Source organism: Flavobacterium sp. Root186, from assembly GCF_001428525.1.
GTDB lineage: Bacteria > Bacteroidota > Bacteroidia > Flavobacteriales > Flavobacteriaceae > Flavobacterium.
This window is the reverse complement of the sequence record NZ_LMHW01000014.1, coordinates 361,259-384,306: the sequence shown is the minus strand read 5'-3', so window position 1 is coordinate 384,306 and position 23,048 is coordinate 361,259. Positions and strand designations below refer to the sequence as shown.

General features: G+C 31.7%; 20 protein-coding genes and 1 tRNA gene. 14 read left to right on the top strand and 7 right to left on the bottom strand.

The features are described from left to right. Positions 1–2 precede the first annotated feature (2 nt). Positions 3–73, top strand: a tRNA-Cys gene (locus ASD98_RS24055). 169 nt (positions 74–242) lie between these two features. Here ASD98_RS24055 and ASD98_RS18585 read toward each other — a convergent pair. From ASD98_RS18585 to rnr, 3 genes are read right to left on the bottom strand one after another with little or no spacing between them, the layout of a single operon-like run. Beyond that, the gene (locus ASD98_RS18585; protein ID WP_056207229.1) at positions 243–923 is read right to left on the bottom strand and encodes a LysE family translocator; all 681 of its coding nucleotides are present in this window, start codon (positions 921–923) and stop codon (positions 243–245) included. A gap of 14 nt (positions 924–937) precedes the next feature. Then, complete coding sequence (locus ASD98_RS18580) at positions 938–1,606, bottom strand: head GIN domain-containing protein (protein WP_056207227.1); 669 nt, start codon at positions 1,604–1,606, stop codon at positions 938–940. Between the two features lie 23 nt (positions 1,607–1,629). Continuing rightward, a complete protein-coding gene (gene rnr, locus ASD98_RS18575; RefSeq protein ID WP_056207225.1) occupies positions 1,630–3,810 on the bottom strand; it encodes a ribonuclease R in 2,181 nt (726 codons plus the stop codon). Positions 3,811–3,920: 110 nt separating this feature from the next. Between rnr and ASD98_RS18570 the strand changes: the two genes are divergently transcribed. Next, a complete protein-coding gene (locus ASD98_RS18570) occupies positions 3,921–4,154 on the top strand; it encodes a DUF2007 domain-containing protein (RefSeq protein ID WP_056207223.1) in 234 nt (77 codons plus the stop codon). Between the two features lie 51 nt (positions 4,155–4,205). On the opposite strand, the gene ASD98_RS18565 is transcribed toward ASD98_RS18570, so the two are convergent. Then, a complete protein-coding gene (locus tag ASD98_RS18565) occupies positions 4,206–5,654 on the bottom strand; it encodes a T9SS type A sorting domain-containing protein (protein WP_056207221.1) in 1,449 nt (482 codons plus the stop codon). Between the two features lie 949 nt (positions 5,655–6,603). Here ASD98_RS18565 and rpiB point away from each other — a divergent pair. Further along, positions 6,604–7,032 carry a ribose 5-phosphate isomerase B gene (gene rpiB, locus ASD98_RS18560; RefSeq protein WP_056207219.1) on the top strand — a complete coding sequence of 143 codons (429 nt, stop codon included), beginning with the start codon at positions 6,604–6,606 and terminating at the stop codon, positions 7,030–7,032. A gap of 157 nt (positions 7,033–7,189) precedes the next feature. Here rpiB and ASD98_RS18555 read toward each other — a convergent pair whose 3' ends face one another. Next, a complete protein-coding gene (locus ASD98_RS18555; protein WP_056207217.1) occupies positions 7,190–7,459 on the bottom strand; it encodes a DUF1294 domain-containing protein in 270 nt (89 codons plus the stop codon). Between the two features lie 115 nt (positions 7,460–7,574). Here ASD98_RS18555 and ASD98_RS18550 point away from each other — a divergent pair, with 115 nt between their 5' ends. After that, entirely contained in the window at positions 7,575–9,698 is a 2,124-nt protein-coding gene (locus ASD98_RS18550) for a Tex family protein (protein WP_056207215.1), read from the top strand. Positions 9,699–9,783: 85 nt separating this feature from the next. Here ASD98_RS18550 and ASD98_RS18545 read toward each other — a convergent pair whose 3' ends face one another. Next, positions 9,784–9,963: a twin-arginine translocase TatA/TatE family subunit gene (locus tag ASD98_RS18545; RefSeq protein ID WP_042564899.1), complete on the bottom strand. Its 180-nt coding sequence runs from the start codon at positions 9,961–9,963 to the stop codon at positions 9,784–9,786. A gap of 211 nt (positions 9,964–10,174) precedes the next feature. Between ASD98_RS18545 and ASD98_RS18540 the strand changes: the two genes are divergently transcribed. From ASD98_RS18540 to ASD98_RS18510, 7 genes are all read left to right on the top strand, one after another. Continuing rightward, on the top strand, positions 10,175–10,675 hold the full coding sequence (locus tag ASD98_RS18540) for a hypothetical protein (RefSeq protein ID WP_056207213.1): 501 nt from the start codon (positions 10,175–10,177) through the stop codon (positions 10,673–10,675). An 11-nt stretch (positions 10,676–10,686) separates the two neighbouring features. After that, positions 10,687–12,171, top strand: a complete 1,485-nt coding sequence (locus ASD98_RS18535) for a GH3 auxin-responsive promoter family protein (RefSeq protein ID WP_056207211.1) — start codon at positions 10,687–10,689, stop codon at positions 12,169–12,171. Between the two features lie 136 nt (positions 12,172–12,307). Next, entirely contained in the window at positions 12,308–13,987 is a 1,680-nt protein-coding gene (locus ASD98_RS18530) for a hypothetical protein (RefSeq protein ID WP_056207209.1), read from the top strand. A gap of 9 nt (positions 13,988–13,996) precedes the next feature. After that, positions 13,997–14,983 carry a hypothetical protein gene (locus ASD98_RS18525; protein WP_056207207.1) on the top strand — a complete coding sequence of 329 codons (987 nt, stop codon included), beginning with the start codon at positions 13,997–13,999 and terminating at the stop codon, positions 14,981–14,983. A 7-nt stretch (positions 14,984–14,990) separates the two neighbouring features. Beyond that, positions 14,991–16,295: an MATE family efflux transporter gene (locus ASD98_RS18520; RefSeq protein ID WP_242412140.1), complete on the top strand. Its 1,305-nt coding sequence runs from the start codon at positions 14,991–14,993 to the stop codon at positions 16,293–16,295. A gap of 12 nt (positions 16,296–16,307) precedes the next feature. Then, entirely contained in the window at positions 16,308–17,372 is a 1,065-nt protein-coding gene (locus ASD98_RS18515) for a hypothetical protein (RefSeq protein WP_056207203.1), read from the top strand. A 37-nt stretch (positions 17,373–17,409) separates the two neighbouring features. Continuing rightward, positions 17,410–18,648: an O-antigen ligase gene (locus ASD98_RS18510; protein WP_242412139.1), complete on the top strand. Its 1,239-nt coding sequence runs from the start codon at positions 17,410–17,412 to the stop codon at positions 18,646–18,648. Here ASD98_RS18510 and ASD98_RS18505 read toward each other — a convergent pair. Then, the gene (locus ASD98_RS18505) at positions 18,617–19,693 is read right to left on the bottom strand and encodes a glycosyltransferase (protein ID WP_056207445.1); all 1,077 of its coding nucleotides are present in this window, start codon (positions 19,691–19,693) and stop codon (positions 18,617–18,619) included. The genes ASD98_RS18510 and ASD98_RS18505 overlap by 32 nt on opposite strands. 170 nt (positions 19,694–19,863) lie before the next feature. Between ASD98_RS18505 and ASD98_RS18500 the strand changes: the two genes are divergently transcribed. From ASD98_RS18500 to ASD98_RS18490, 3 genes are read left to right on the top strand one after another with little or no spacing between them, the layout of a single operon-like run. Continuing rightward, positions 19,864–20,847, top strand: coding sequence for a UDP-glucuronic acid decarboxylase family protein (locus ASD98_RS18500; protein ID WP_056207444.1), 984 nt, complete (start codon positions 19,864–19,866; stop codon positions 20,845–20,847). Between the two features lie 60 nt (positions 20,848–20,907). Next, positions 20,908–22,275, top strand: a complete 1,368-nt coding sequence (locus tag ASD98_RS18495; RefSeq protein ID WP_056207199.1) for an undecaprenyl-phosphate glucose phosphotransferase — start codon at positions 20,908–20,910, stop codon at positions 22,273–22,275. Further along, positions 22,275–23,042, top strand: a complete 768-nt coding sequence (locus tag ASD98_RS18490) for a glycosyltransferase family 2 protein (protein ID WP_056207197.1) — start codon at positions 22,275–22,277, stop codon at positions 23,040–23,042. The genes ASD98_RS18495 and ASD98_RS18490 overlap by 1 nt, the downstream gene beginning before the upstream one ends. Positions 23,043–23,048: the final 6 nt, after the last annotated feature.

Genomic DNA, 23,048 nt, shown 5'->3' with positions numbered 1-23,048 from the left:
ATGGCGTCGTGGCCGAGCGGCTAGGCTGGGCTCTGCAAAAGCTCCTACTCCGGTTCGAATCCGGACGATGCCTCTAAAAGAGATACAGAAATGTGTCTCTTTTTTTATGCTTAATTTTTTCGAAGTGACAAACTTTGTGTGAATAACTTAGTGAGATTGCTTCGTTCCTCGCAATGACTTATAAACACAAAAAAACCTCTGAAATTCAGAGGTTTAATTTTATATTTTTGAGTTATTAACAACTACTTATTTTCAATCTTTTCGAAAGCATTTTTAACCATTTCTTTTTCTTTTGGAAACCAGCCTTGAGTTATTAACACTACTCCAAAAACCATTAAAACTATACTAATTCCTTTTTTGATTTTTAGGATATTAGTTGGGGTCATTTTAGATTTTAATTGTTTGGCTAATAATATTTTAAGACAGTCAACTAACAAATATGTTATAATTACAGAAGTAAAAAAAGTAATCATTCTTGAGTTTTGCATTTCCAATTTTGGTCCAACTGAAATGATAACAGCTAACCAAAAACCTAAAACTCCAATGTTGATAACGTTAAGTAAAAAGCCTTTAATAAATAAACTTCCGTAATTTCTTTTTATAATATCACGGTCAATTTCTTCATCATCAATTTTTTCTTCATTTCTTAATCTTACAAAAGAAATTATGCCGTAAGCCAGCATAATTATGCCACCAAAAATGAACAGGGCAGGTTTATCTTTTAAACTCTGAATTAATCTGTAACTTCCTAAATAGGCAATTGCTATAAAAAAAATATCACCTAGAACTACACCAAGATCAAAGACAATTGCTGCTCTGAATCCTTTTGTAATACTGGTTTCTAATAGTATAAAAAATACCGGACCCACCATAAAGCTTAGAAAAAGTCCCCATGGCAGTCCAGCCAGAATATCATTTATCATCAAATTACTAGTTGTTATTTTACTTCTTCAATTTTACCTCCAAATACTGTTTTTTGATTTATTTGCTTTGGTTTACCATAAATGTAAATAGAGCCTCCTGCGCTTACTTTTGCGTCAACAAGGGTTGATGCATTCACATCGGCTTTTCCGCCCGCAGAAACGCTTACTTTAGTTTGAGACGTCTCTAATTTACTTCCTAAGAAGTATCCGCCCGCTCCTAAACTTGCATCAAGGTTATCTGCTTTACCGGTTGCAGTGATTTCTCCGCCTGAAACCGAACTTACTTTCAGCTTATCAACATCCAAATCTACATTAATTTTTCCACCTTCCTGTGCACTTACTTTAAACGAGGTTGCTTTTATAGCTTCTTTACTGATAACTTCTGCACCTTCATTAACATCAATCAGTTCAATATGTTTATAATACAAAGTAACTTCAAGATCATTTCCTGATAGAAGTTTAGGAAAAGGCATTCTTAATTTTAATACACCATTTTTATTTACAGCTTCCAGCTCTGCTTCTCTTGCTCCTTTTATAACAACTTTATTTTCAGATGACGGAACTAATTTTATACTTAATTTGTCGTAAACTTTTACGGTATCAAAATCACCTAACTCTTTGGTAACCTGACCAAAAGACATTTGTACAAATAAAATTGCTGCTCCAATAATTAGCTTTTTCATACTTTTATTTTTTTAATTAATACTTATTCTGCTCTTCGTAAAAAATGAAAATCCAGTTGTTTCTTCACTAAATCGGCATTTTTTACCTTAACATAAATTTCGTCTCCTAATTGCAAAATGCTGTTTGAAGTAGCTCCAACCAATGCATATTGTTTTTCATCGAAAGTATAATAATCATCTTTTATTTCTCTGATTCTTACCATTCCTTCGCATTTATTAGAAACGATTTCAACATAAATTCCCCATTCTGTAACCCCAGAAATAACGCCCAGGAATTCTTCGTCCTGATGATCCTGCATGTATTTAACCTGCATGTATTTAATACTGTCACGCTCAGCATTAGTCGCTAAACTTTCCATATTAGAACAATGTAAACTTTTTGTTTCATATGTTTCTTCATCTACAGAAGCTCCACCATCCAGATAATATTGCAGCAAACGGTGTACCATAACATCTGGATAACGACGAATTGGCGATGTAAAATGGCTGTAATAATCAAAAGCTAAACCATAATGGCCAATATTATCTGTCGAATATTTGGCTTTACTCATACTTCTAATAGCAAGAGTATCAATTAAGTTTTGCTCTTTTTTACCATTAACTTCTTCCATTAAAGAATTTAATGATTTTGCGATATCGCCTTTATTTCTAAAATCAATTTTATAACCAAATTTAGCAATTACGGTTTGCATCGCAATTAATTTATCTTCGTTTGGTTCGTCGTGAATCCTGTAAACAAATGTTTTCTTTTGTTTTCCAATGTATTCAGCCACTTTTCTATTAGCCAAAAGCATGAATTCTTCAATCAAATGATTGGCATCTTTTGATATCTTAAAGTAAACTCCTTCTGGTTCTCCTTCTTCATTCAAATTAAACTTTACTTCAACTTTATCAAAAGAAATAGCACCATTCTGCATTCTTTTCTTTCTTAAAATCTTCGCTAACTCATCTAATTTTAAAGTTGCCTCGACAATTTCATCTGAAACTACATAAGATTCTCCGGTAATAGAAATATCAACCGGAATTGTATTATCTTTTGTTTCAATGATATATTGTGCTTCTTCATAAGCAAAACGCTGGTCAGAATAAATTACTGTTCTTCCAAACCATTGGTTAACAACCTGCGAAGTTGGAGAAACTTCAAATACTGCAGAGAATGTATATTTCTCTTCATTCGGACGCAATGAACACGCAAAATTAGACAAAACCTCAGGAAGCATTGGCACTACTCTATCTACCAAATAAACCGAAGTTGCTCTTTGATACGCTTCATCATCTAGGATCGTTCCTTCTTCTAAATAATACGAAACATCGGCAATATGAATTCCTATTTCGAAATTTCCGTTCTCTAACTTTTTGAAAGACAAGGCATCATCAAAATCTTTTGCATCTTTTGGATCTATCGTAAAGGTAAGCGTATCACGCATATCACGACGTTTTGCAATCTCAGATTCCTGAATTGAAGTATCTATTTTTTGTGCAAAAACCTCTACTTCTACCGGAAAATCTGCAGGCAGTCCGTATTCTGCTAAAATTGCATGAATCTCTGTATTATGTTCTCCCGGCTTTCCTAAAACTCTAATTACAGATCCAAACGGACTATCAGCTCTTTTTGGCCAGTCATCAATCTTTACTAAAACTACATCTCCATTTTCTGCTTCACCAATTTTATCTTTTGGAATAAAAATATCGGTATACATTTTAGGATTTGCAGTCGAAACAAAAGCAAAATTTGCCTGAATATCAATTACTCCAACAAATTCTGTTTTATCCCTTTCTACGACTTCAATTACTTCACCTTCAGGCCTTTTTCCTTTTCTACGGTTATAAACGTAAACTTTTACTTTGTCTTTATCTAAGGCACGATTCAAATTATTGGTCGGAATAAAAACATCTTCTTCAAATTCGTCACAAATAAAATATGCCGTTTTTCTACTCGTCATATCTATCGTTCCTTCATAATAATCCTGACTAATCGCTTTTACTAAATATTTTCCAGGTTCTGTTTCTACAATCTTCTTTTGAGCTGCCAGAATTTTTAAATCTTTTATAATCTGGTTTCTGCTATTTGTATCGTCAAGTTCTAACTTTGCTCCTATCTGTTTATAATTAAATGGCTTATTGGCATTTTGCGATAAAATCTTAAGGATCTTCCCAGAGAAATCTTTCTCTTTTTTTATCGGCTTTCTAATTTTCTTACTCATATATCTTTTCTTATAAGGTTTAAAATTACAAATAAGAAATCAGATAATTCTTTTTAACAAATAGAATTATTAAAAATATAACTTTTCGTACATTTACAAAAAGACCTCATATGAAAAGCTTTAAGACAATCGCCGTATTCAATTATCTTCACGAAACAGTGGTTCTCAAACACTTACTGGAGCAACAAGAAATCCCATATTTTTTCGAAAATGAAATGACACTTTCTGTTATGCCGCTTTACTCAAATGCCGTGGGAGGAATCAAACTTAAAGTTCATCCAAACGATTTCGAAGAAGTTCAGCAAATTCTGGACAATCTGAACAATCCTCTTAAAATCGTTTAAACTCTTAAAATAAAAAAAGGCTATCGAATTGATAGCCTTTAAATTATAAATTTATTTTACAACAATTGTCTTAGAAGCTTTTCCTTTATCTGTAATTATTTCAAAATAGTAAACTCCTTTGGATAAATAATTTATATTAATACTAGTACTTTTTTCAGTTTTTAATAATTGTCCTAAAGTATTATAAATATTTACTTTTTCTAAGGCTAAACCTTCTGCTAAACTAATATTCACCGTCTCTGAAGCTGGATTAGGGTAAATTACAGAATTTGACATTACAAAACTATTCGTATTTAAAACGGGAGACAAATCATAAACTCTGATCGCTCCGGCATCTACACCTACAGAATTATCATCGTATGGATAACCAATTAGTAGTTTATTTCCATTTTTTGAAAGCATAATTTGACCTCCTTTTAAATCATAATTTTTTTTTCCTAAAATATCTACACCAATTTGTGTCCAATCACCAGCATTTTCCTGATAAACACTAACAGTTCCAAACTCATCACCTAACCATTTAGTAGCACCCGCAGCCCCTATTGCAAGAATTGAACCATCTCCGGATAATGAAATACTGTCTCCGGCTCCATCTAATCTATATTTTTGAACTTTATTAGTTCCTACTTGAGTCCAGGAACCATTTATAAAGCGCATCATTTTAACATATCTTAATCTTATATCAGATCCTGTTTCTTTATCAGTAGTCATAAAATAAGAAACAGCAGCGATTGTAGACCCATCAGAAGATAGACAGAAATTATAATATACACCTTCAAATTCTCCTACTAAAGTCCATGTACCTGCTATATTTTTATATACATAAAAAGAATCTTTAGAACTACCAATAGCCATTGTTTGTCCATCACTTGATAATGAAACTTTCAATCCAAATGAACCGCCAGATACATTACCATAAAGATCAGCTCCTACTTGGGTCCATATACCTCCTACATTTTTATAAACGCGAACGCAGCCTTGATTAAAAATTTTATCACTATTTCCTGGAGAACCTATGGCAACAGTCGATCCATCTCCAGAAAGGGAAACACTAGAACCACTATATTCACGAGCAAGCTTTCCTTTTATATCAAGTCCAATTTGAGTCCAAGTTCCATTGATGTTTTGAAAAACTTGAGTATATCCAACAGTGCCATAATTTCGTGCGTCTTGAGAAGAACCAACAGCTACAGTATTTCCATCATCAGATAGAGAAACACTGCTGCCTTTTCCATCACCTGTGTCTCCTGTAGAAAATTTTTGACCCAACAAGTTCCAATTTCCTGCTGTATTTTTATAAATCCAAGCAGTTCCAGCCCAATTAGCATAATTATCATCTCCAATTGATACAACGTTTCCATCGCCTGAAATTGCAACATTACAACCAAAAATTGGGGTCATATTTGTACTTGCTGCATATTTTCCTAAAATATCTTCACCAATTTTAGTTTGGCTAAAACTTAATAAAGGAAATAAAATTAAGAGTAAAGTTTTTTTCATAATCTATTTTATAATTTCAGTAAATATATAATCTATTAACAAGAAATTAAATAAGAAATTTATTTTTAAATTTAATAGTAACAAACTATGATCTATCTAAACGATTTCGAAGAAGTTCAGCAAATTCTGGACAATCTGAACAATCCTCTTAAAATCGTTTAAAATCATTCTTTTTTTTAAACTCAAATTTTTTTTTCCTTTTTCAACTTAAATAGTTTTCAACATATATTAAATACAACAAAAAAGAAATTTTAAATTTAATTAATTTTTGATGGTTATTATAGCTTGTTAATATGTCGAATAAATTTATTTTTAAAAGTATTGAAATGAAGTTTCTCTTAGTTATTGGGAGTTATCAACATACTTATATTTAGCTAAAAGATTAATTTATAAGACTTTTTATATTTTAATTAACAACGGTTGACAACCAAAAATAGATTCATTTTGTAGATAAGTTCATATGCTGCTATTTGTTGAAAATGGCATTTTTGATATTGATAACTTTTCTAAAAATTACTGAAACTTTATTAGGATTTTTAATTACGGTTTTGGATTAGGTTTTTTTTCGACACAACCAAAAAAAACTTCTAATTTTCTTTGCGGACTTATTAACAAATAATGTTAACTTAAAGTTAATTGAATATCAACGAATTACGAACAGCTATTAACATTCTAAAAATTTAACAAATATTCTGTTTATTCTTTATTGATTATGAGATACTTATATACTTATCAAAAATGTTGATAAGTGATAAGTTTTTGATATTATGTTAGTTATGATTTTAGTTTTTTTGCCACGAATTTTACGAATGTACAGTAATTCTATTCGATCTTTTAAAAATAGTTTAAAACTAAAAGAAGAAAAGAAATTTGTGAAAATTGGTATAATTCGTGGCAAACATTTATTAATTGAGTAAATTTGTACTACACAACTTAATAGTATAGAAAAATGAAAATTTCGATAGGAAACGACCACGCAGGACCAGAATATAAAAAAGCAATTGTGGCAATGCTTGAAGCAAAAGGATATGAAGTAACAAATTATGGAACAGATACTGATGCTTCTGTTGATTATCCTGATTTTGGACATCCGGTTGCGAATGATGTTTCTGAAGGGAAAGCTGATTTTGGAATCGTTATCTGCGGAAGCGGAAACGGAATTGCAATGACGGTTAATAAACACCCGAAAGTAAGAGCTGGTTTATGCTGGACTAAAGAAATTGCTTATTTAACTCGTTTACATAACGATGCTAATATTGTGAGTATCCCGGCGCGTTTTACTTCTATTCCGCAAGCGGTTGAAATCGTTGAGGCTTTTTTAACGACTGCATTTGAAGGCGGAAGACACCAAAATAGAGTTAATAAAATAGCTTGTTAATAAGAGTCAGAAAAAAACGGGTGCTTCGCACCAAATAAATAAAAACATACCGGGCGGATTTTTAAAATTCATCCGGTTTTTTATTTAATAACCTAATATACAGATAATTGAATTTAATTCAAATAACATATTTTAAGGTTATCAACATTGTTAATATCTATCTTTTGTTCGTTAAGTAGACATAAACTAAAACAGCCTGAATTAAAAAAATCAGTGAGAATTTGACAATAAATGAGGTTTTACTCGTTTTATGTCTAAAGAAAAACATTGCTGTTAATAAACCTGGTGTTCCTCCTATTGCTTCAATAAAAAACAAAGTATTCTCAGGGATTCTTCGTTTATTTTTTCGGGCCAGATATTTATCATAACCGGCAAGTATAAAAATAATGATATTTATAAATAAAAAATAGAGTAAAAATTTTTCCATTAGCATAATATTAAAAACAAAGATATTATTTTAGCCGAATCGTTGAAGAATTTGCTGATTAATTTTAACAAGTAAATTATATCAATTTATAATTAAGAATTTATTTCATTAAAGTATGACTAATATTCAATTCATTGCCAAGTCTGTTCAAACTGCAGCAATTAACATTCAAAACACTGTAAAATTACTAGAAGAGGATTGTACAATTCCGTTTATTTCGCGTTACCGAAAAGATACAACCGGAAATCTTGACGAAGTTGTAATTGAGCAGATTGCAAAATTGCAAAAAGATTATGAGACGATTGTAAAGCGAAAAGAAGCAGTTCTTAAATCTATTGAAGAACAAAAAGCACTTACGCCAGAATTGAAACAAAAAATAGAACAGAGTTTTGACTTGCAGGAAATTGAAGATTTTTACCTTCCGTACAAAAAGAAGAAAAAAACAAAAGCCGATGTTGCGCGTGAATTTGGTTTAGAACCTTTGGCCAAAATCATAATGTCAGAAAGTGATGTTGACGTTGATTTTATTTCAACGCAATACATAAATGAAAATGTTATTAATGAAGAAGCAGCAATGCAAGGCGCAAGAGATATTGTAGCCGAATGGATTAACGAAAATATTTATGTTCGTAAACAGCTTCGTAGATTGTTTCAGCGAAAAGCAATTATTGGAACTAAAGTTGTAAAAAAGAAAGCAGAAGAAGAAGGAGCACAAAAATTCAATCAATATTTTGATTGGGAAGAGCCTTTAACAAAAGCGCCATCACACCGATTATTAGCAATGCTTCGTGCTGAAAATGAAGGATATGTTAAAATGAAAATCGATGTTGATATCGATGATGCTTACGATGTTATTGACGAAATCATCATTAAAAAACAAAATAATACGACAGCTCATTTGCAATTAGCAATTGAGGATAGTTATAAACGTTTATTGAATCCGGCAATTGGAAATGAAACCTTGCAGGAAGCAAAAGCAAAAGCCGATGCAAATTCAATTCAGGTTTTTGCTAACAATTTAGGACAGTTATTATTGGCTCCGCCTTTGGGAGAAAAACGAATTTTGGCGATCGATCCAGGATTTAGAAGCGGATGTAAAGTAGTATGTCTGGACGAAAAAGGTGATTTGTTATACAATGAAACGATTTATCCGCATGCGCCTCAAAATGAGGAATCAATGGCGATAAAAAAAATCCGTTCGATGGTAAACGCATATCAAATAGATGCGATTTCTATCGGGAACGGAACGGCTTCAAGAGAAACCGAATTTTTCATAAAAAAAATCGCGTTTGATAAACCCGTGCAGGTTTTTATTGTTTCTGAGGCTGGGGCTTCGGTTTATTCGGCATCAAAAATTGCGAGAGAAGAATTTCCAAATTATGATGTAACGGTTCGTGGATCGGTTTCAATCGGAAGGAGACTTTCAGATCCATTAGCTGAATTGGTAAAAATTGACCCAAAAGCAATTGGAGTAGGGCAATATCAACACGATGTTGACCAAACCAAATTAAAAGAAGAATTAGACAGTACGGTAATTCGCTGCGTAAACTCGGTTGGAATTAATATTAATACAGCAAGTAAACATTTACTTAGTTATGTGAGTGGAATAGGAGAGAAACTGGCCGAAAATATTGTACAATATCGTTCTGAAAATGGGCCTTTTGAAGACAGAAAACAGTTGAAAAAAGTGCCCCGTTTAGGAGATAAAGCGTATCAGCAGGGAGCTGCATTTATTCGAATTACAAATGCTAAAAATCCGCTGGATAATTCGGCGGTGCATCCGGAGGCTTATCCGGTTGTGGAAAAGATGGCGAAGGATTTGAATCTTTCGTTAAATGATTTAATTGCGAATAAAGAAAAAACGGCGCTTATTAAGCCCGAAAAGTATGTAACACCTGAAATTGGTTTACTTACGCTGAAAGACATCATAAAAGAGCTTGAAAAGCCAGGATTAGATCCAAGAAAGTCGGCTAAGGTTTTTGAATTTGATGCGAATGTAAAATCAATTAAAGATTTGAGAACAGGAATGATTCTTCCGGGAATTGTTAATAACATCACCAACTTTGGCTGTTTTGTTGATATCGGAATCAAAGAAAGCGGATTGGTTCACATTTCACAATTGAAAGCCGGCTTTGTAAGCGACGTAAACGAAGTGGTAAAATTACATCAGCATGTTGATGTTAAGGTTACGGAGGTTGATGAGGATAGAAAGAGAATTCAGTTGACGATGGTACTTTAAAAAATTCCAAATTCCAATTGGAGATAAAACAAAAAAATCCCAGACTACAATTTGTAATCTGGGATTTTTATTAAGTTGAAGGTTACTATTTTGTTTCTTCCTCTTGTTTTTTAGCAGGAGCAGGTTGATCGTCTTTAGCAGCGTTTTTAAATTCCTTAATTCCACTTCCTAAACCTTTCATTAATTCTGGAATTTTTTTACCTCCAAAAAGTAATATCACAATACCTACGATAACAAGGATTTCTGTAAGACCTAATCTTCCCATGACTATTATATTTAATGCCGAAGCAAATTGATTTTTTATTTTCACCGCAAAGGTATATAGAATATACGAACAAGAATGGTTTTTGGATTAAAAAATTTGTTTTTAAGTGCGTTAAATATTTTATAAAATCATTATATTACTGCAAATGCTCATTTTTCGCAAGCATCAACAATGCGATTAATTACTATATTTGCTCGTATAAATAACCAAAATGGCTAAGAAAAAAAGGAACTTTAGGAAAAAATTATTCATCAAAAACCGACTGGTAATTTTGAATGAAGATACTTTTGAAGAAATTTTTTCCTTCAGACTAACGCTGATGAATGTGTTTGTAATGTTTACTTTAGGCGGAATTTTTCTTATTCTGGTTACTACTTTCATTATCGCATTTACTCCTTTGCGCGAGTTTATTCCGGGTTATTCTTCTTCTCAATTAAAAAAGAATGCAACGGAATTGGCCATAAAATCGGATTCATTAGAAACAGCTCTCAGAAAAAATGAGGCTTATATAAAAGGAGTTCAAAAAGTATTGAATGGTCAGCTTGAGTATGCAAAATTTAATAAAGACTCTATTATAGGAGAAGCTGATGAACCGTCAGATTTAAATATGAAAGCCTCTGAAGAAGAAATTAAACTGAGGGAAGAAGTGTCGAAAATAGAGCAGGAGACAAGCCAGCAAAAGAGCAGGAAAAATAAAAGTGACAAAAAATAATACCACAAAAAATGTCAATTAAATCGATAGCAGCAAAAATATTTGCCCGCAAAATATACAGCCAGACTCTTTCCTGGGCCAATAAACCCCTTGAAACACAATTTGAAGTTTTTAAGAGTCTGATCGAAAGTGCAAAAGAAACCGAATTTGGAAAAGACCACCATTTTGAAAAGATAAAAACATTTGAAGATTTTCAAAAAAACGTTCCCATTCGCGATTATGAAGATTTAAAAAATTATATCGAAAAGGTTAAGGTTGGTGAAGAAAACATTCTTTGGAAAGGAAAACCCATTTATTTTGCCAAAACGTCTGGAACAACTTCTGGTGCCAAATATATTCCGCTTACAAAAGAATCAATGCCTACGCATGTCAATGCCGCTCGAAATGCAATCCTGCATTATATAAATGAGACTGGAAATGCAGATTTTGTTGATGGTAAAATGATCTTTTTGCAGGGAAGCCCAATTTTGACTGAAAAACACGGAATTAAATTCGGAAGACTTTCTGGTATTGTAGCGCATTTTGTTCCGAAATATTTGCAAAAAAACAGAATGCCATCTTGGGAAACCAATTGTATTGATGACTGGGAAACGAAAGTAAATACAATTGTAGGCGAAACGATTAATGAAAATATGTCTGTGATTTCCGGAATTCCGTCCTGGGTACAAATGTACTTTGAGCGTTTACAGGAAAGAAGTGGCGGAAAAAAGATAAGCGAAATCTTTAAAAACTTTAATTTGTTCATTTATGGAGGCGTTAATTACGAACCTTATCGCGCCAAGTTTGAGCAAATGATTGGCAAAAAAGTAGACAGCATTGAGCTGTTTCCAGCTTCTGAAGGATTTTTTGCCTATCAGGATTCTCAAAAAGAAAAAGGAATGCTTTTATTATTGAATTCCGGAATTTTTTACGAGTTCATTAAAGCTGATGAATTTTTTACTGAAAACCCAAAAAGATACACAATTGGTGAAGTAGAATTGGGCGTAAATTATGCTTTAATAGTTTCTACGAATGCAGGACTTTGGGGTTATAATATTGGCGATACGATTCAGTTTACATCTTTGGCTCCGTATCGTGTCATAGTTTCAGGACGTATCAAACATTATATTTCTGCTTTTGGTGAACACGTAATTGCAAACGAAGTGGAAAACGCAATGAAAGAAGCAACGGCTGGAACTAATATTGTAATAAACGAATTTACCGTTGCGCCGCAGATCACGCCTGCAAACGGATTACCGTACCACGAATGGTTAATAGAATTTGAAAAAGAACCTGAAAATATTGAAACTTTTGCGGAAGCAATCGATGATTCGATGCGAAAGCAAAACATTTATTACGACGATTTAATTACCGGAAATGTTTTAAGAAAAGTCGTTATCAGCAAAGTTTCAAAAAACGGATTTCAGGAATACATGAAATCGCAAGGCAAATTAGGCGGACAAAATAAAATTCCGAGATTATCGAATGACAGAAAGATTGCGGATAATTTGAAATAAGATCGTCGATTTTATTAATCTCTTCTAACAATTTGTTAAATACCATTTTACTGAAATTACATATATAATTCCTACTTTCGCTTGTCAAAAGTTAGAATGATCTTCACTATTTCGAAGATTTTTAAATAAAAATAGAATGAAAGAAACCAAACATATATCAAGATCAAGAGCTCAGGAATCATCTGCAGCGATAGAAAAAATGTACATTACAATGCGCCATTTATTCAACCGTGGTTTTTACAAACCAATGGGAGTTTCTGGCGACAGTTTAAGAGAATCATTATTGGCTTTACGTCCGGAAATCTACGGAAATATTGCCGAAGATAAAGTAGAATTAAACGGACTTTTGTACGTTATAGAACGTCTTCCGATAGGAATTGAACAATGTCGATTCATCAATTTAACTTCAGATGAAGGATATTCTAAATCGCATTTTCAGCCAATTGTTCCTCCAAAAAGAAGAAGAAACTGCTACAGAATAGACGAAGAACAAATGAATGTTGAAATCACGCGTGGACGCTCAGACATTTATGATATCCTGACGCATTTAACTTTTATTTTCATAGAATCTCACAAAATTAAAAACAGAGTTTTAATTGACGACGGCGGAGAAGTTTCTCGCGATTGGCTAAAATTAGAACAAGCCGTTACGCAGACAAAAAAGCTTTCGCAGATTGAAAAAGAAAAAGCAATTTCGCACGTTGCCAATATTTTAGCCCGAACTTTTGAGGAAGTTTTAGATATTTACGATGCATTTGGTTCAGAAAATGCACCAGATCGTTTCCTGCATGTTATTTATTGGTTAGGAAAACTAGCGATCGAAGAAATTGTAGAAAATAATAAACGAACTATAACTTTTAGTCCGGTTTTACGTGAACGCCTTGGACATCATATTCACGGAGAAATCTGGGCAACAAATATCAAAGAAGTTCTAAAAGCAAACGATCTTTTAAAACGTCCAATTCACGTAATAAGTGCCAACATGCACAGCGTGATGAACTCGATTTTTGCAACACCGTTGTTAACATCAAAATACAAAGGCAAAACAGATTTCTTTATTTATGAAGAATTGAGCGGATCTGGCTCAAAAGAAATAAGAACTCAGGTTGAAGAATTAGCGTTGAAAAACGGAATGATTTCTTTGCCAGACACTTCAGGAACAAATATCGACGTTCAAATTTTTGATACAGCCAAAATTGACTGGTCAAAAACGGCATTTTCATACGCTAATATAGACGAAGATAAACCGGTAATTATCGTAATGGATTATGCTTTTGGAGAACAGGCTTATGAAACAATCGACGAGCTTTTAAAACCATTCAAAAAAGAAACGTTACTAAACGTAAAATCAGTTTCTATTATGGGTAAAGCCGGAATTTTGGAAGGAGGAAAAGGTGATATCATGATTCCGTCAGCTCATATAAATGAGGGAACGGCGGATAATTATTTCTTCGAAAATGAATTAACAGGCGCGATGTTCGAAGGAAACGATATTGACGTTTACGAAGGTGCAATGGTTACCGTTTTAGGAACTTCATTGCAAAACAGAGATTTGCTGAAATTTTTCCACGAATCGACTTGGGGTGTGATTGGTCTTGAAATGGAAGGTTCATATTATCAAAAAGCTATTCAGTCGGCATCAAAAATTAGAAAAAGCGTGCCGCACGATATAAAAGTTCGCTATGCGTATTATGCTTCAGATAATCCTTTAGAAACTGGAAGTACATTAGCCTCAGGCGGATTGGGAACAACAGGTGTAAAACCAACTTATTTGATCACAATTAAGATTTTAGAGCAGATTTTCAACATCAAATAAAAATTAAAAATGAGTACACAAGTACCACAAAATAATACAGATAAAGAGATTGATATTTTTCAGCTTACTAAAAGTATCGGCAGTTTTTTTGATCGGATAAATGCATTAATTTTTCGATCGATCCAGTTTTTTATTAGAAACTGGATTATCGTTGCCATTTTAGTAATTCTCGGATTTGGATTAGGATGGTATTTAGATTCAAGTAAAAAATCATTTCAAAATCAGGTTATTGTAACACCAAATTTTGGCAGCGTTGATTATCTGTATACTAAAATAGATTTAATAGAATCGAAAATTATTTCGGGTGATACAGTTTTCTTAAAAAATGTTGTTGGGATTCAACATCCAAAAACAATCAAAAAAATTGAAATAAAGCCAATCGCCGATGTTTATAAATTTATTGAAGACAAAGAGCAGAATTTTGAGCTTATAAAATTAATGGCTGAAGTTGGCGAAGTCAGTAAAGTTTTAGAAGATAATGTCACGAGTAAAAACTATACTTTTCATACTATTTCGTTTGTATCAAACGCCGTAACAAACGAAAAAGATAATGTTGAACCGTTATTGAAATACTTAAACAATTCAGCCTATTTTGATGCACTTCAAAAAATAGGATATAAAAACCTTGAACAGCAAATAGTTCAAAACGATACTATTATATCGCAAATTGACCAGGTTTTAAACGGCTTTTCAAATACTGTAAAAAACGGGCCTAAAAATGATAAACTGGTTTATTACAATGAAAATACCCAGTTAAATGACATGATTAAAACAAAACAGTATTTAATTACAGATCAGGGAAAAAACAGATTAAAGCTGGTGAATTATGATAAGACAATTAAAGAAATTAATGCGACTTTAAACATAAACAATACTAAAATTACAAATGGAAATTTTAAACTTATGTTTCCAGTTGTCTTCCTTTTTATTTTGGTTTTAGTTCATTTATTCAAAAAGTTTTATCGTAAACAGCTTTTAAAAGCTCAGGTAAAATAGCATTCATTTGAAAACGAATAAAATCTTTGAAAGAATTTCAAAAAATCCATTTATAAAGCAAAGTTTAAGTACTTTGTTTTTGCGGATATTTGGAGTTCTTTTATTGTTTGGGTTTACGATTTTTTTAACCAAAAACTATACTCCAAAACTAGTTGGTCAATACGATTTTATCCGATCCTTTTTATTAGCTGCCGGATGTATTTGTATGCTTGGTTTTGACCAGTCTATTTTATATTTCAAAGGCTTTTTGGTAAGTCAAAATGCGGTTGAACAGCTCAAAAAAGTATATATTAAAATGATAATGATGCTTTTTGCGGCTTCGTTATTGGCTTTAATTATCATTTTATGTATTGATGAAAAAAGAATAAATAATTACTTTTTAGATGATGAGGTTTATACCATACTTTTAAAAGGAGCAGGAACATTATTTTTCTACGGATTGTCACTTTTTAACACCGAGGTTTTTAGAGCTTTAGATAAATTATACATTGCTGAGTTATTTAGAAATATTTTAAAATATATTCCGTTGATAATTGGTTCAATAGTCTTATTTTATTACCATAAAGAAACTTATTTAGTAGATATTTTTTTAATAGGATTTATTGTTTTAGCGATTTTAAGTTCAATTTTTGTTTTCATTTATTTTAATAAAACAGTAGAAACAAGTATCCCCGAAATTTTTTCTAAAAAAGAAATTTTCAAAAAGTCGTATCCAATTGCAATAAGTGGAATGTCTATGTTTTTATTAATGTGCTTTGATATTATGTTTTTAAAAAAATATAAAAACGATGAAACGGTTGCATTTTATTCAGTAGGTGTAAAAATAATGACGATAGTTTCGGTAATTATATTAACAGTAAATATTACCGTTTCAGCCAAAATCGCAGAGTTATTTTCAAGTCATAACATAACAGAATTAAGAAAGATTCTAAGAAACAGTTCTCGTTTAATATTTGGAATTACCTTTCCTGTAATTTTATTAATAAGTATTTTTTCAGAGTATGTTTTGTCATTTTTCGGGCATCAATATATTGCAGCACAGGAAGCTTTTTTAATTTTAATAATTGGTCAGGGAATTTGTTCAGCATTTGGTTCGGCTCCAGTTTATTTAAATATGACCGGAAGACAGCATATTTTTCAGATTATTCTAATTGTGGCTGTTGTAATTAATTTTATTTTAAACCGATTTTTAATTCCGGAATATGGTATGGCCGGTGCTGCAATCGCATACGTTTCGAGTGCCCTTTTTTGGAATTGTATTGCGGCTATAATTATCTATAGAAAAGATAAAATTTTGATTTTTTTGCATTAAATAACTTCGAACATGAAAACTAAAATTGAAAAAAGTAAGGCAGCATTTTTACTGATTGCGGCTGCAAACTTATTTGTTGCGGTAATAGCTTTTTTTGTTTTACCACCCAAGTTTTTTTATGATGCAGCTATTATTGCCTATGATAAAATCAATGAAATAGGTTATATAGGCAGTTATCCGGTTTCTATTTTATTATATAAAATTTCCGGACTGCGCTATTTGCCATTTCCTGTTATTGCCTTAATTCAGTTTCCTCTTTTAATGTATATTCTATATAAAATTGGGATTCCGGATGAATTTGAAAAACTAACGGTTAAGAATATGCTGGTATACATGGGGATTTTAATGATTGCCATTTTTATGTCAATGCCATCAAAAGAGTTTATAACCTTTCTATATGTCTCACCAATTGTTTTTATGTGTCTGAATCAACAGGTTTCTTTAAAAAAAACAATTATATGCTCCATACTTTTATTATTAATTTTTGGGGTATTTTTTCGCCCCTATTATCTTTTGATTCCTGTTATTGGTGTCGGAATGTATTTAGTCAGTTTGATAAGTTTCAAAAGTAAAACCATAACCACTATATTTTATGGTTTATTGATTGCTGTTTTTCTATCTTTTAGTCATGGTATTATAAAAGGAAAATACCTTTCTGAAATTAGCCGTGAGCTGGTAAACAGCGACCGTGTTGGTTCTTCAGATGCCAATTCTATAATTATTTCTCCCGTAAAGACAGATACATGGTATGGAGAAACAATTGGTATTTTTTATGGATTTTTCACCGTTAATATTCCTCTAAACGGTTTAAAACATATACTGTCTCCTCAAATTGTTATTTTTATAATCTGGCAGCTGCTTTTGTTTTATATTTTATTAGTTCGTTTTGCCAAATGTCTGGCAGATAGAAAAAAATATTCTAAAGAACTTTTAGTACTGCTTATTATTTTTGCTTTTTTTATTGTACAAGGGGTTTTCGAACCCGATTTGGGTACAGCAGTACGCCATAAAATGGGTGTTTTTCCGTTAATTTATTTTGCATTATACTATGAATCTTTCAGAAAAGAACTTCAATAAATTATTCCATGTTTTTTTGTGTCTGATTGCTATTGCAATGATTTTCAGAAAACCGTGTTCATTACTTATTATTTTGTTTGGTGTTTTTAATTTGATTTTTATCCGAAAATTAAAATTCACCAAAACGGCATGGATTTTAATTCTTTGTATTGCTTCACCAGTTTTGTTAGAATTATTACTTTTTTGGAACAATGATTCTTTTTCTAAAGGATTAAAAGCCATTGAAAAGAGTATTTCATTACTACTATTTCCAATCTTTATTATTGGAAATTATCAACGGGTAAAATTTTTAAAATTAATAGAAACTTATAGTATTGCAACAACAATGGTAATGTTGGGATTTGTAATAAGGTTTTATATTCTATATCCCGATTTGTTGAGCAAATATTTAAACAGAATTGACCTGTTTGAAATAGGTTATAAATTTGCAGATAGTATTGGTATTCATGCACCAGCCCTAAATATGCACTTGGCATTTGTTTCCGTTTGTGCATTTTATTTTGTTTTTTACAGTTTTCATAATAATGAAAAAAGAGCCCTTAAGATTCTTCGATTTGCGGTCTTTTTATTATCGTTTTCCTTTGTGCTTTTGGTCAATACAAGAATGGCATTAGTGAATGTTTTAATTGGTTACGCAATCGTTTTTATTGTTGAAATAAAATCAAAATTCAGCTTAAATAGAATGGCATTAACGTTAATAGCTCTTTTACTTGTAATAGGCGGTATCTTGTTTTTTTTCGTACAGAAGAATCCATATATGAAACAGAAATATTCTACGGTTACTTTTGCTTACATGGATAAAGTGGGGAAACTAGATGAAATAGATCATCCGGAAATTTATGCTTTTAATACTTTGGCAACACGGCTTTCAATCTGGAAATCAGCATGGGAATTATCGATTAAAAATCTTCCTTTTGGAGTTGGTGCATCAGATGGAAAACCGGAACTAAATAAATATTACAAAGAAACAAATCAGCATTTTTTAGCAAAATTTGAATTCCCAACGCACAATCAGTTTTTAGATTTTTTATTGAAGTTTGGAATCCTCGGCCCTCTGGTAGTAATGCTGTATATTTTTACTATCGGATATTTAGGTTACGATTTAAAAAATCCTTTAATAATTTCTTTTTTTATCATCTTTTTTACTTCAAACTTAATAGATGATTTTTTGCTTCGATTTGATGGAATTGCTTTTAGCGGACTTTGGTTTTCTGTTTTTTCAAGTTATTGGCTTCAGCAAAAATTTACTCTTGGTAAAGAGCCTGAAGCTGTTTAAAATTTTCATCTTTATCAAAAAGCTCATAGCATCTTTTTAGTGCATTTTCTCCAAATAGAGCTCTCGTTTTGTGGGCTTTTAAAATCTCGAAATAGTTTTCTAATTCATCGATTTTATCAAAAACAAACCCGGTTTGATCTGGAACAACAATGTCTTTATTCCCAATAATGTTAGTTGCAATTACAGGTTTTTCTAATGCCATAGCTTCTAAAACAGCAATAGGAAGACCTTCCCACAAAGAAGTTTGAAGGTAAACATCTATAGAATTTAATTTTTCAAAAACGTTTTTTTTATCTAAAAGCCACCCTGTAATTTTAATGTTTGGTGCTGTAATTAAATGATTTAGTTCTCCATCTCCAATCCAGATAAAATTAAAATCAGGGAAACGTAAAGCAATATCGTTAAACAATTGTGGATTTCTTGCTGGCGTGATTCTGCCCAAAATTCCAATTGTCAATTTTGCATTCTGCTGAGGTAAAAAATGCTGACGGATATCTATAATATCAACTCCATTTCGAATTAGTTTAGCAGGACCGATATTTTTTGCAATTTCAAATTCGGTATCGCCGCAGGCAATAATTGTTCCTCCAAAAAACCATTGAAAACCCTTTTCTATAACAGAATAGAATTTTTTTGCAGTTTTTGAAATATCGGTTCTTAAAAAAGCATAGCCGTGTGGAGTATAAAAAATCTTTACTTTTTTGAATAAGAAAAAGGCTGCGATTCGTCCTAAAACACCCGCTTTTGAAGAATGAAGATGAATTATGTCTGGATTGATTTTTTTAAGTTCTCCGGTAAGTTTAATAATGGCGCTATAATCCTGAAGGAGAGAAATCTCCCTCACCATATTGATATTTATTAAGTTAACACCTTTTGAAAATTCAGAGTTAACTTTTTCTATACTAACACCATTTCTGTTACTGCTATAAATAATGGTGGTTTCTATGGTTTTGCAATTTTTTTCATCACCAAAGAAAGCTGACAAATCTTTAAAATAAGCATAAACACCACCTTCTAGTGCTTCCACAATGTGTACAACTTTCAAAACATTCAAAATTTAGTTTCGTAAAAATAGAATAAACCAATTTAATAATGAATTAAAAAATAGAATTCTCCTATTGATTAAGATTTTAGTCAATTTAAAAGGCGAGATATTTTATTACATTTGTGCAAATTTACAGAGATTACCAAAACAAAAGGTTCAACAAAATCATTATGAAAAGAATACTTATTACCGGAGCAGCGGGTTTTTTAGGATCACATTTGTGCGATCGATTTATCAAGGAAGGTTATTTTGTTATCGGAATGGATAATTTGATTACCGGAGATCTTAAAAACATTGAGCATCTATTCAAATTAGAGCATTTTGAATTTTACCATCACGATATTACAAAATTTGTCCACATACCGGGTGATTTAGATTATATTTTACATTTTGCTTCGCCAGCAAGTCCTATTGACTATTTAAAAATTCCAATCCAGACTTTAAAAGTTGGTTCGTTAGGAACACACAATTTGTTAGGATTGGCAAGAGTTAAAAAGGCAAGAATCCTTATCGCTTCAACTTCTGAAGTGTATGGAGATCCTTTGGTACATCCTCAAACCGAAGAATACTACGGAAATGTAAATACAATTGGACCAAGAGGTGTTTATGATGAAGCTAAACGTTTTCAGGAATCAATAACAATGGCCTATCATACTTTTCATGGGGTTGAAACGAGAATCGTGCGTATTTTTAATACATACGGTCCAAGAATGAGACTAAATGACGGGCGTGTAATTCCTGCATTTATTGGGCAGGCACTTCGCGGAGAAGATTTAACTATTTTTGGAGACGGTATGCAGACTCGTTCATTTTGTTATGTAGACGATCAGGTTGAAGGTATTTTCAGACTATTACATTCTGATTATGTTTATCCGGTAAATATTGGAAATCCTGACGAAATTACAATTAAAGATTTTGCTGAGGAAATTATAAAATTAACAGGGACTAATCAAAAAGTAGTATATCATCCTTTACCAATAAATGATCCGTTGCAGCGTCAGCCGGATACGACAAAAGCAAAAGAATTATTGGGTTGGGAAGCAAAAGTAAGCCGTTCTGAAGGCATGAAAATCACGTACGATTATTTTAGATCACTTTCTAAAGAAGAACTTTCTAAAGAAGAACACAAAGATTTTTCAAGCTATATTAAATAATATCAATTCGAATTGTTTTCGAACGATATAAATTTGTATCCAATAGTACAGTAACTATATATGACCTCATTTCACACAGGAAGATATTCAAAATATATTCGGCCAATAAGTATTTTAATCGACCTATTTGTGATCTCGATAGTAAGTTTTTTTGTTTTTAATAATCTGGTTTCAAATATTTGGATCCTTATTTTATATCAAAATGCAGCGTGGGGAATAGTTGCATTTTCAATTAAATTTTACGAAGTATATCGTTTTACGACGCCAATAGCTATTGCATCAAAAATAATAAAACAAGGGACTTTGTTTCTCTTAACAATTATCGCATTTTTTCCGTTTTCGAGACAAGCGATTTTTAGCGAATCAAAAATTGTAGTATTCATATCTTTGATTTTGACCTTGGTAACGGTTTTTAAATTTGCTTTATTTTTCTATTTAAAAGAATATAGAATCATAACCGGCAGCAATTATAGAAACGCTGTTATTATTGGGTTTACACCAGAAGCCATTCGATTAAAAGATCTTTTTGAAACAAGAAGAGATTATGGATATCGATTTCTGGGATATTTTTCAGATAAAAAAGTAAACCAAAAAATTACAGGTAAATTAGCTGATTTAAAACCATTTGTGATAGAGAATGAGGTCGACGAGATTTATTGTTCTTTAAATGAAGTTTCGAATAAAAGTTTGAAAGACCTGATTGATTTTGCAGATGAAAATAACAAAACCATAAAGTTTATTCCCGATACAAAAGAGATTTTTTCGAAAAACTTAAAGATAGATTATTACGATTTTTTTCCGGTGCTTTCGTTAAAACAAACGATGCTTAATGAGCCAACAATAAAATTTATAAAACGCTTTTTTGATATTTCATTCTCAATTCTAGTGATTGTTTTTTTGTTGTCATGGTTAATTCCGTTACTGGCAATTTTAATAAAATTAGAATCAAAAGGGCCGGTATTTTTTAAGCAGGGAAGACCTGGAATGGAAGAAAATGAATTTGTATGTTACAAATTCCGTTCGATGTACATTAACAAAACAACAGAAAAAGAAGCTTCAAAAGACGACCCACGTGTTACAAAAATGGGACGATTTATGAGAAAAACGAGCATCGATGAGCTTCCGCAATTTATAAATGTTTTGTTGGGAGATATGTCCGTAGTAGGGCCAAGACCGCATTTATGGTCCCAAAACAAAGAATATGGTAATAGAGTAAAAAAATACATGATTCGTCATTGTGTTAAACCCGGAATTACCGGATTAGCACAAGTAAGCGGTTTTAGAGGAGAAATAACTGCAGAACGAGATATGGTAAACAGAATAAAATTTGATGTTTTTTATATCGAAAACTGGTCTTTAATTCTGGATTTAAAAATAATTTCGCAAACGATAATAAACATTTTTAAAGGCGATAAAAAAGCATATTAATGAACGATTTAGTATCTATTTTAACACCGACATATAATACTGAGAAGTTCATTAGAGCCACCATTGAATCAGTTCAAAACCAGACGTATCAAAACTGGGAAATGATTTTGGTTGATGACGCATCGACTGATGAAACGGTTAAAATTATTTCTGATTTTGCAGAAAAAGACAGCCGAATAAAACTCTTCAAATTACCCAAAAATTCCGGAAATGGCTTTGCAAGAAATGTTGCTTTAGAAAAAGCATCTGGGAAATATATTGCTTTTTTGGATGCCGATGATTTATGGTTTCCAAATAAACTGAAAAAGCAGCTTCAGTTTTTAAAAACAAACAATCTGCCGTTTACGTTTAGTTTTTATGATTGTATCGATGAAGAAGGTAATAATTTAAACAGAAGAGTAGAAGCACCATTAAACTTAACTTACAACCAATTGTTCTTCTGCAATTATGTAGGCAATTTAACGGCTATTTATGATGCTGAATATTTTGGAAAAATTGTAATTGAAGCTACACAAAAAAGACAAGACTGGCGTTTGTGGCTTACGATTTTAAAACAAATAAAAGAAACAAAACCAGTTCCTGAACCTTTAGCTTTTTATAGAATTAGAAAAGATTCTATTTCATCTTCAAAATTTAAACTGATTAAACACAATTTTGGTGTTTATCGCGATTTTCACGGTTATAATCTCTTTTTTTCTGTTTTGTTAATGATGAGGTTTTTATTTACTCAATTGATAATCAAACCAAAATATATAAAGAAAGTTTAAAAACGA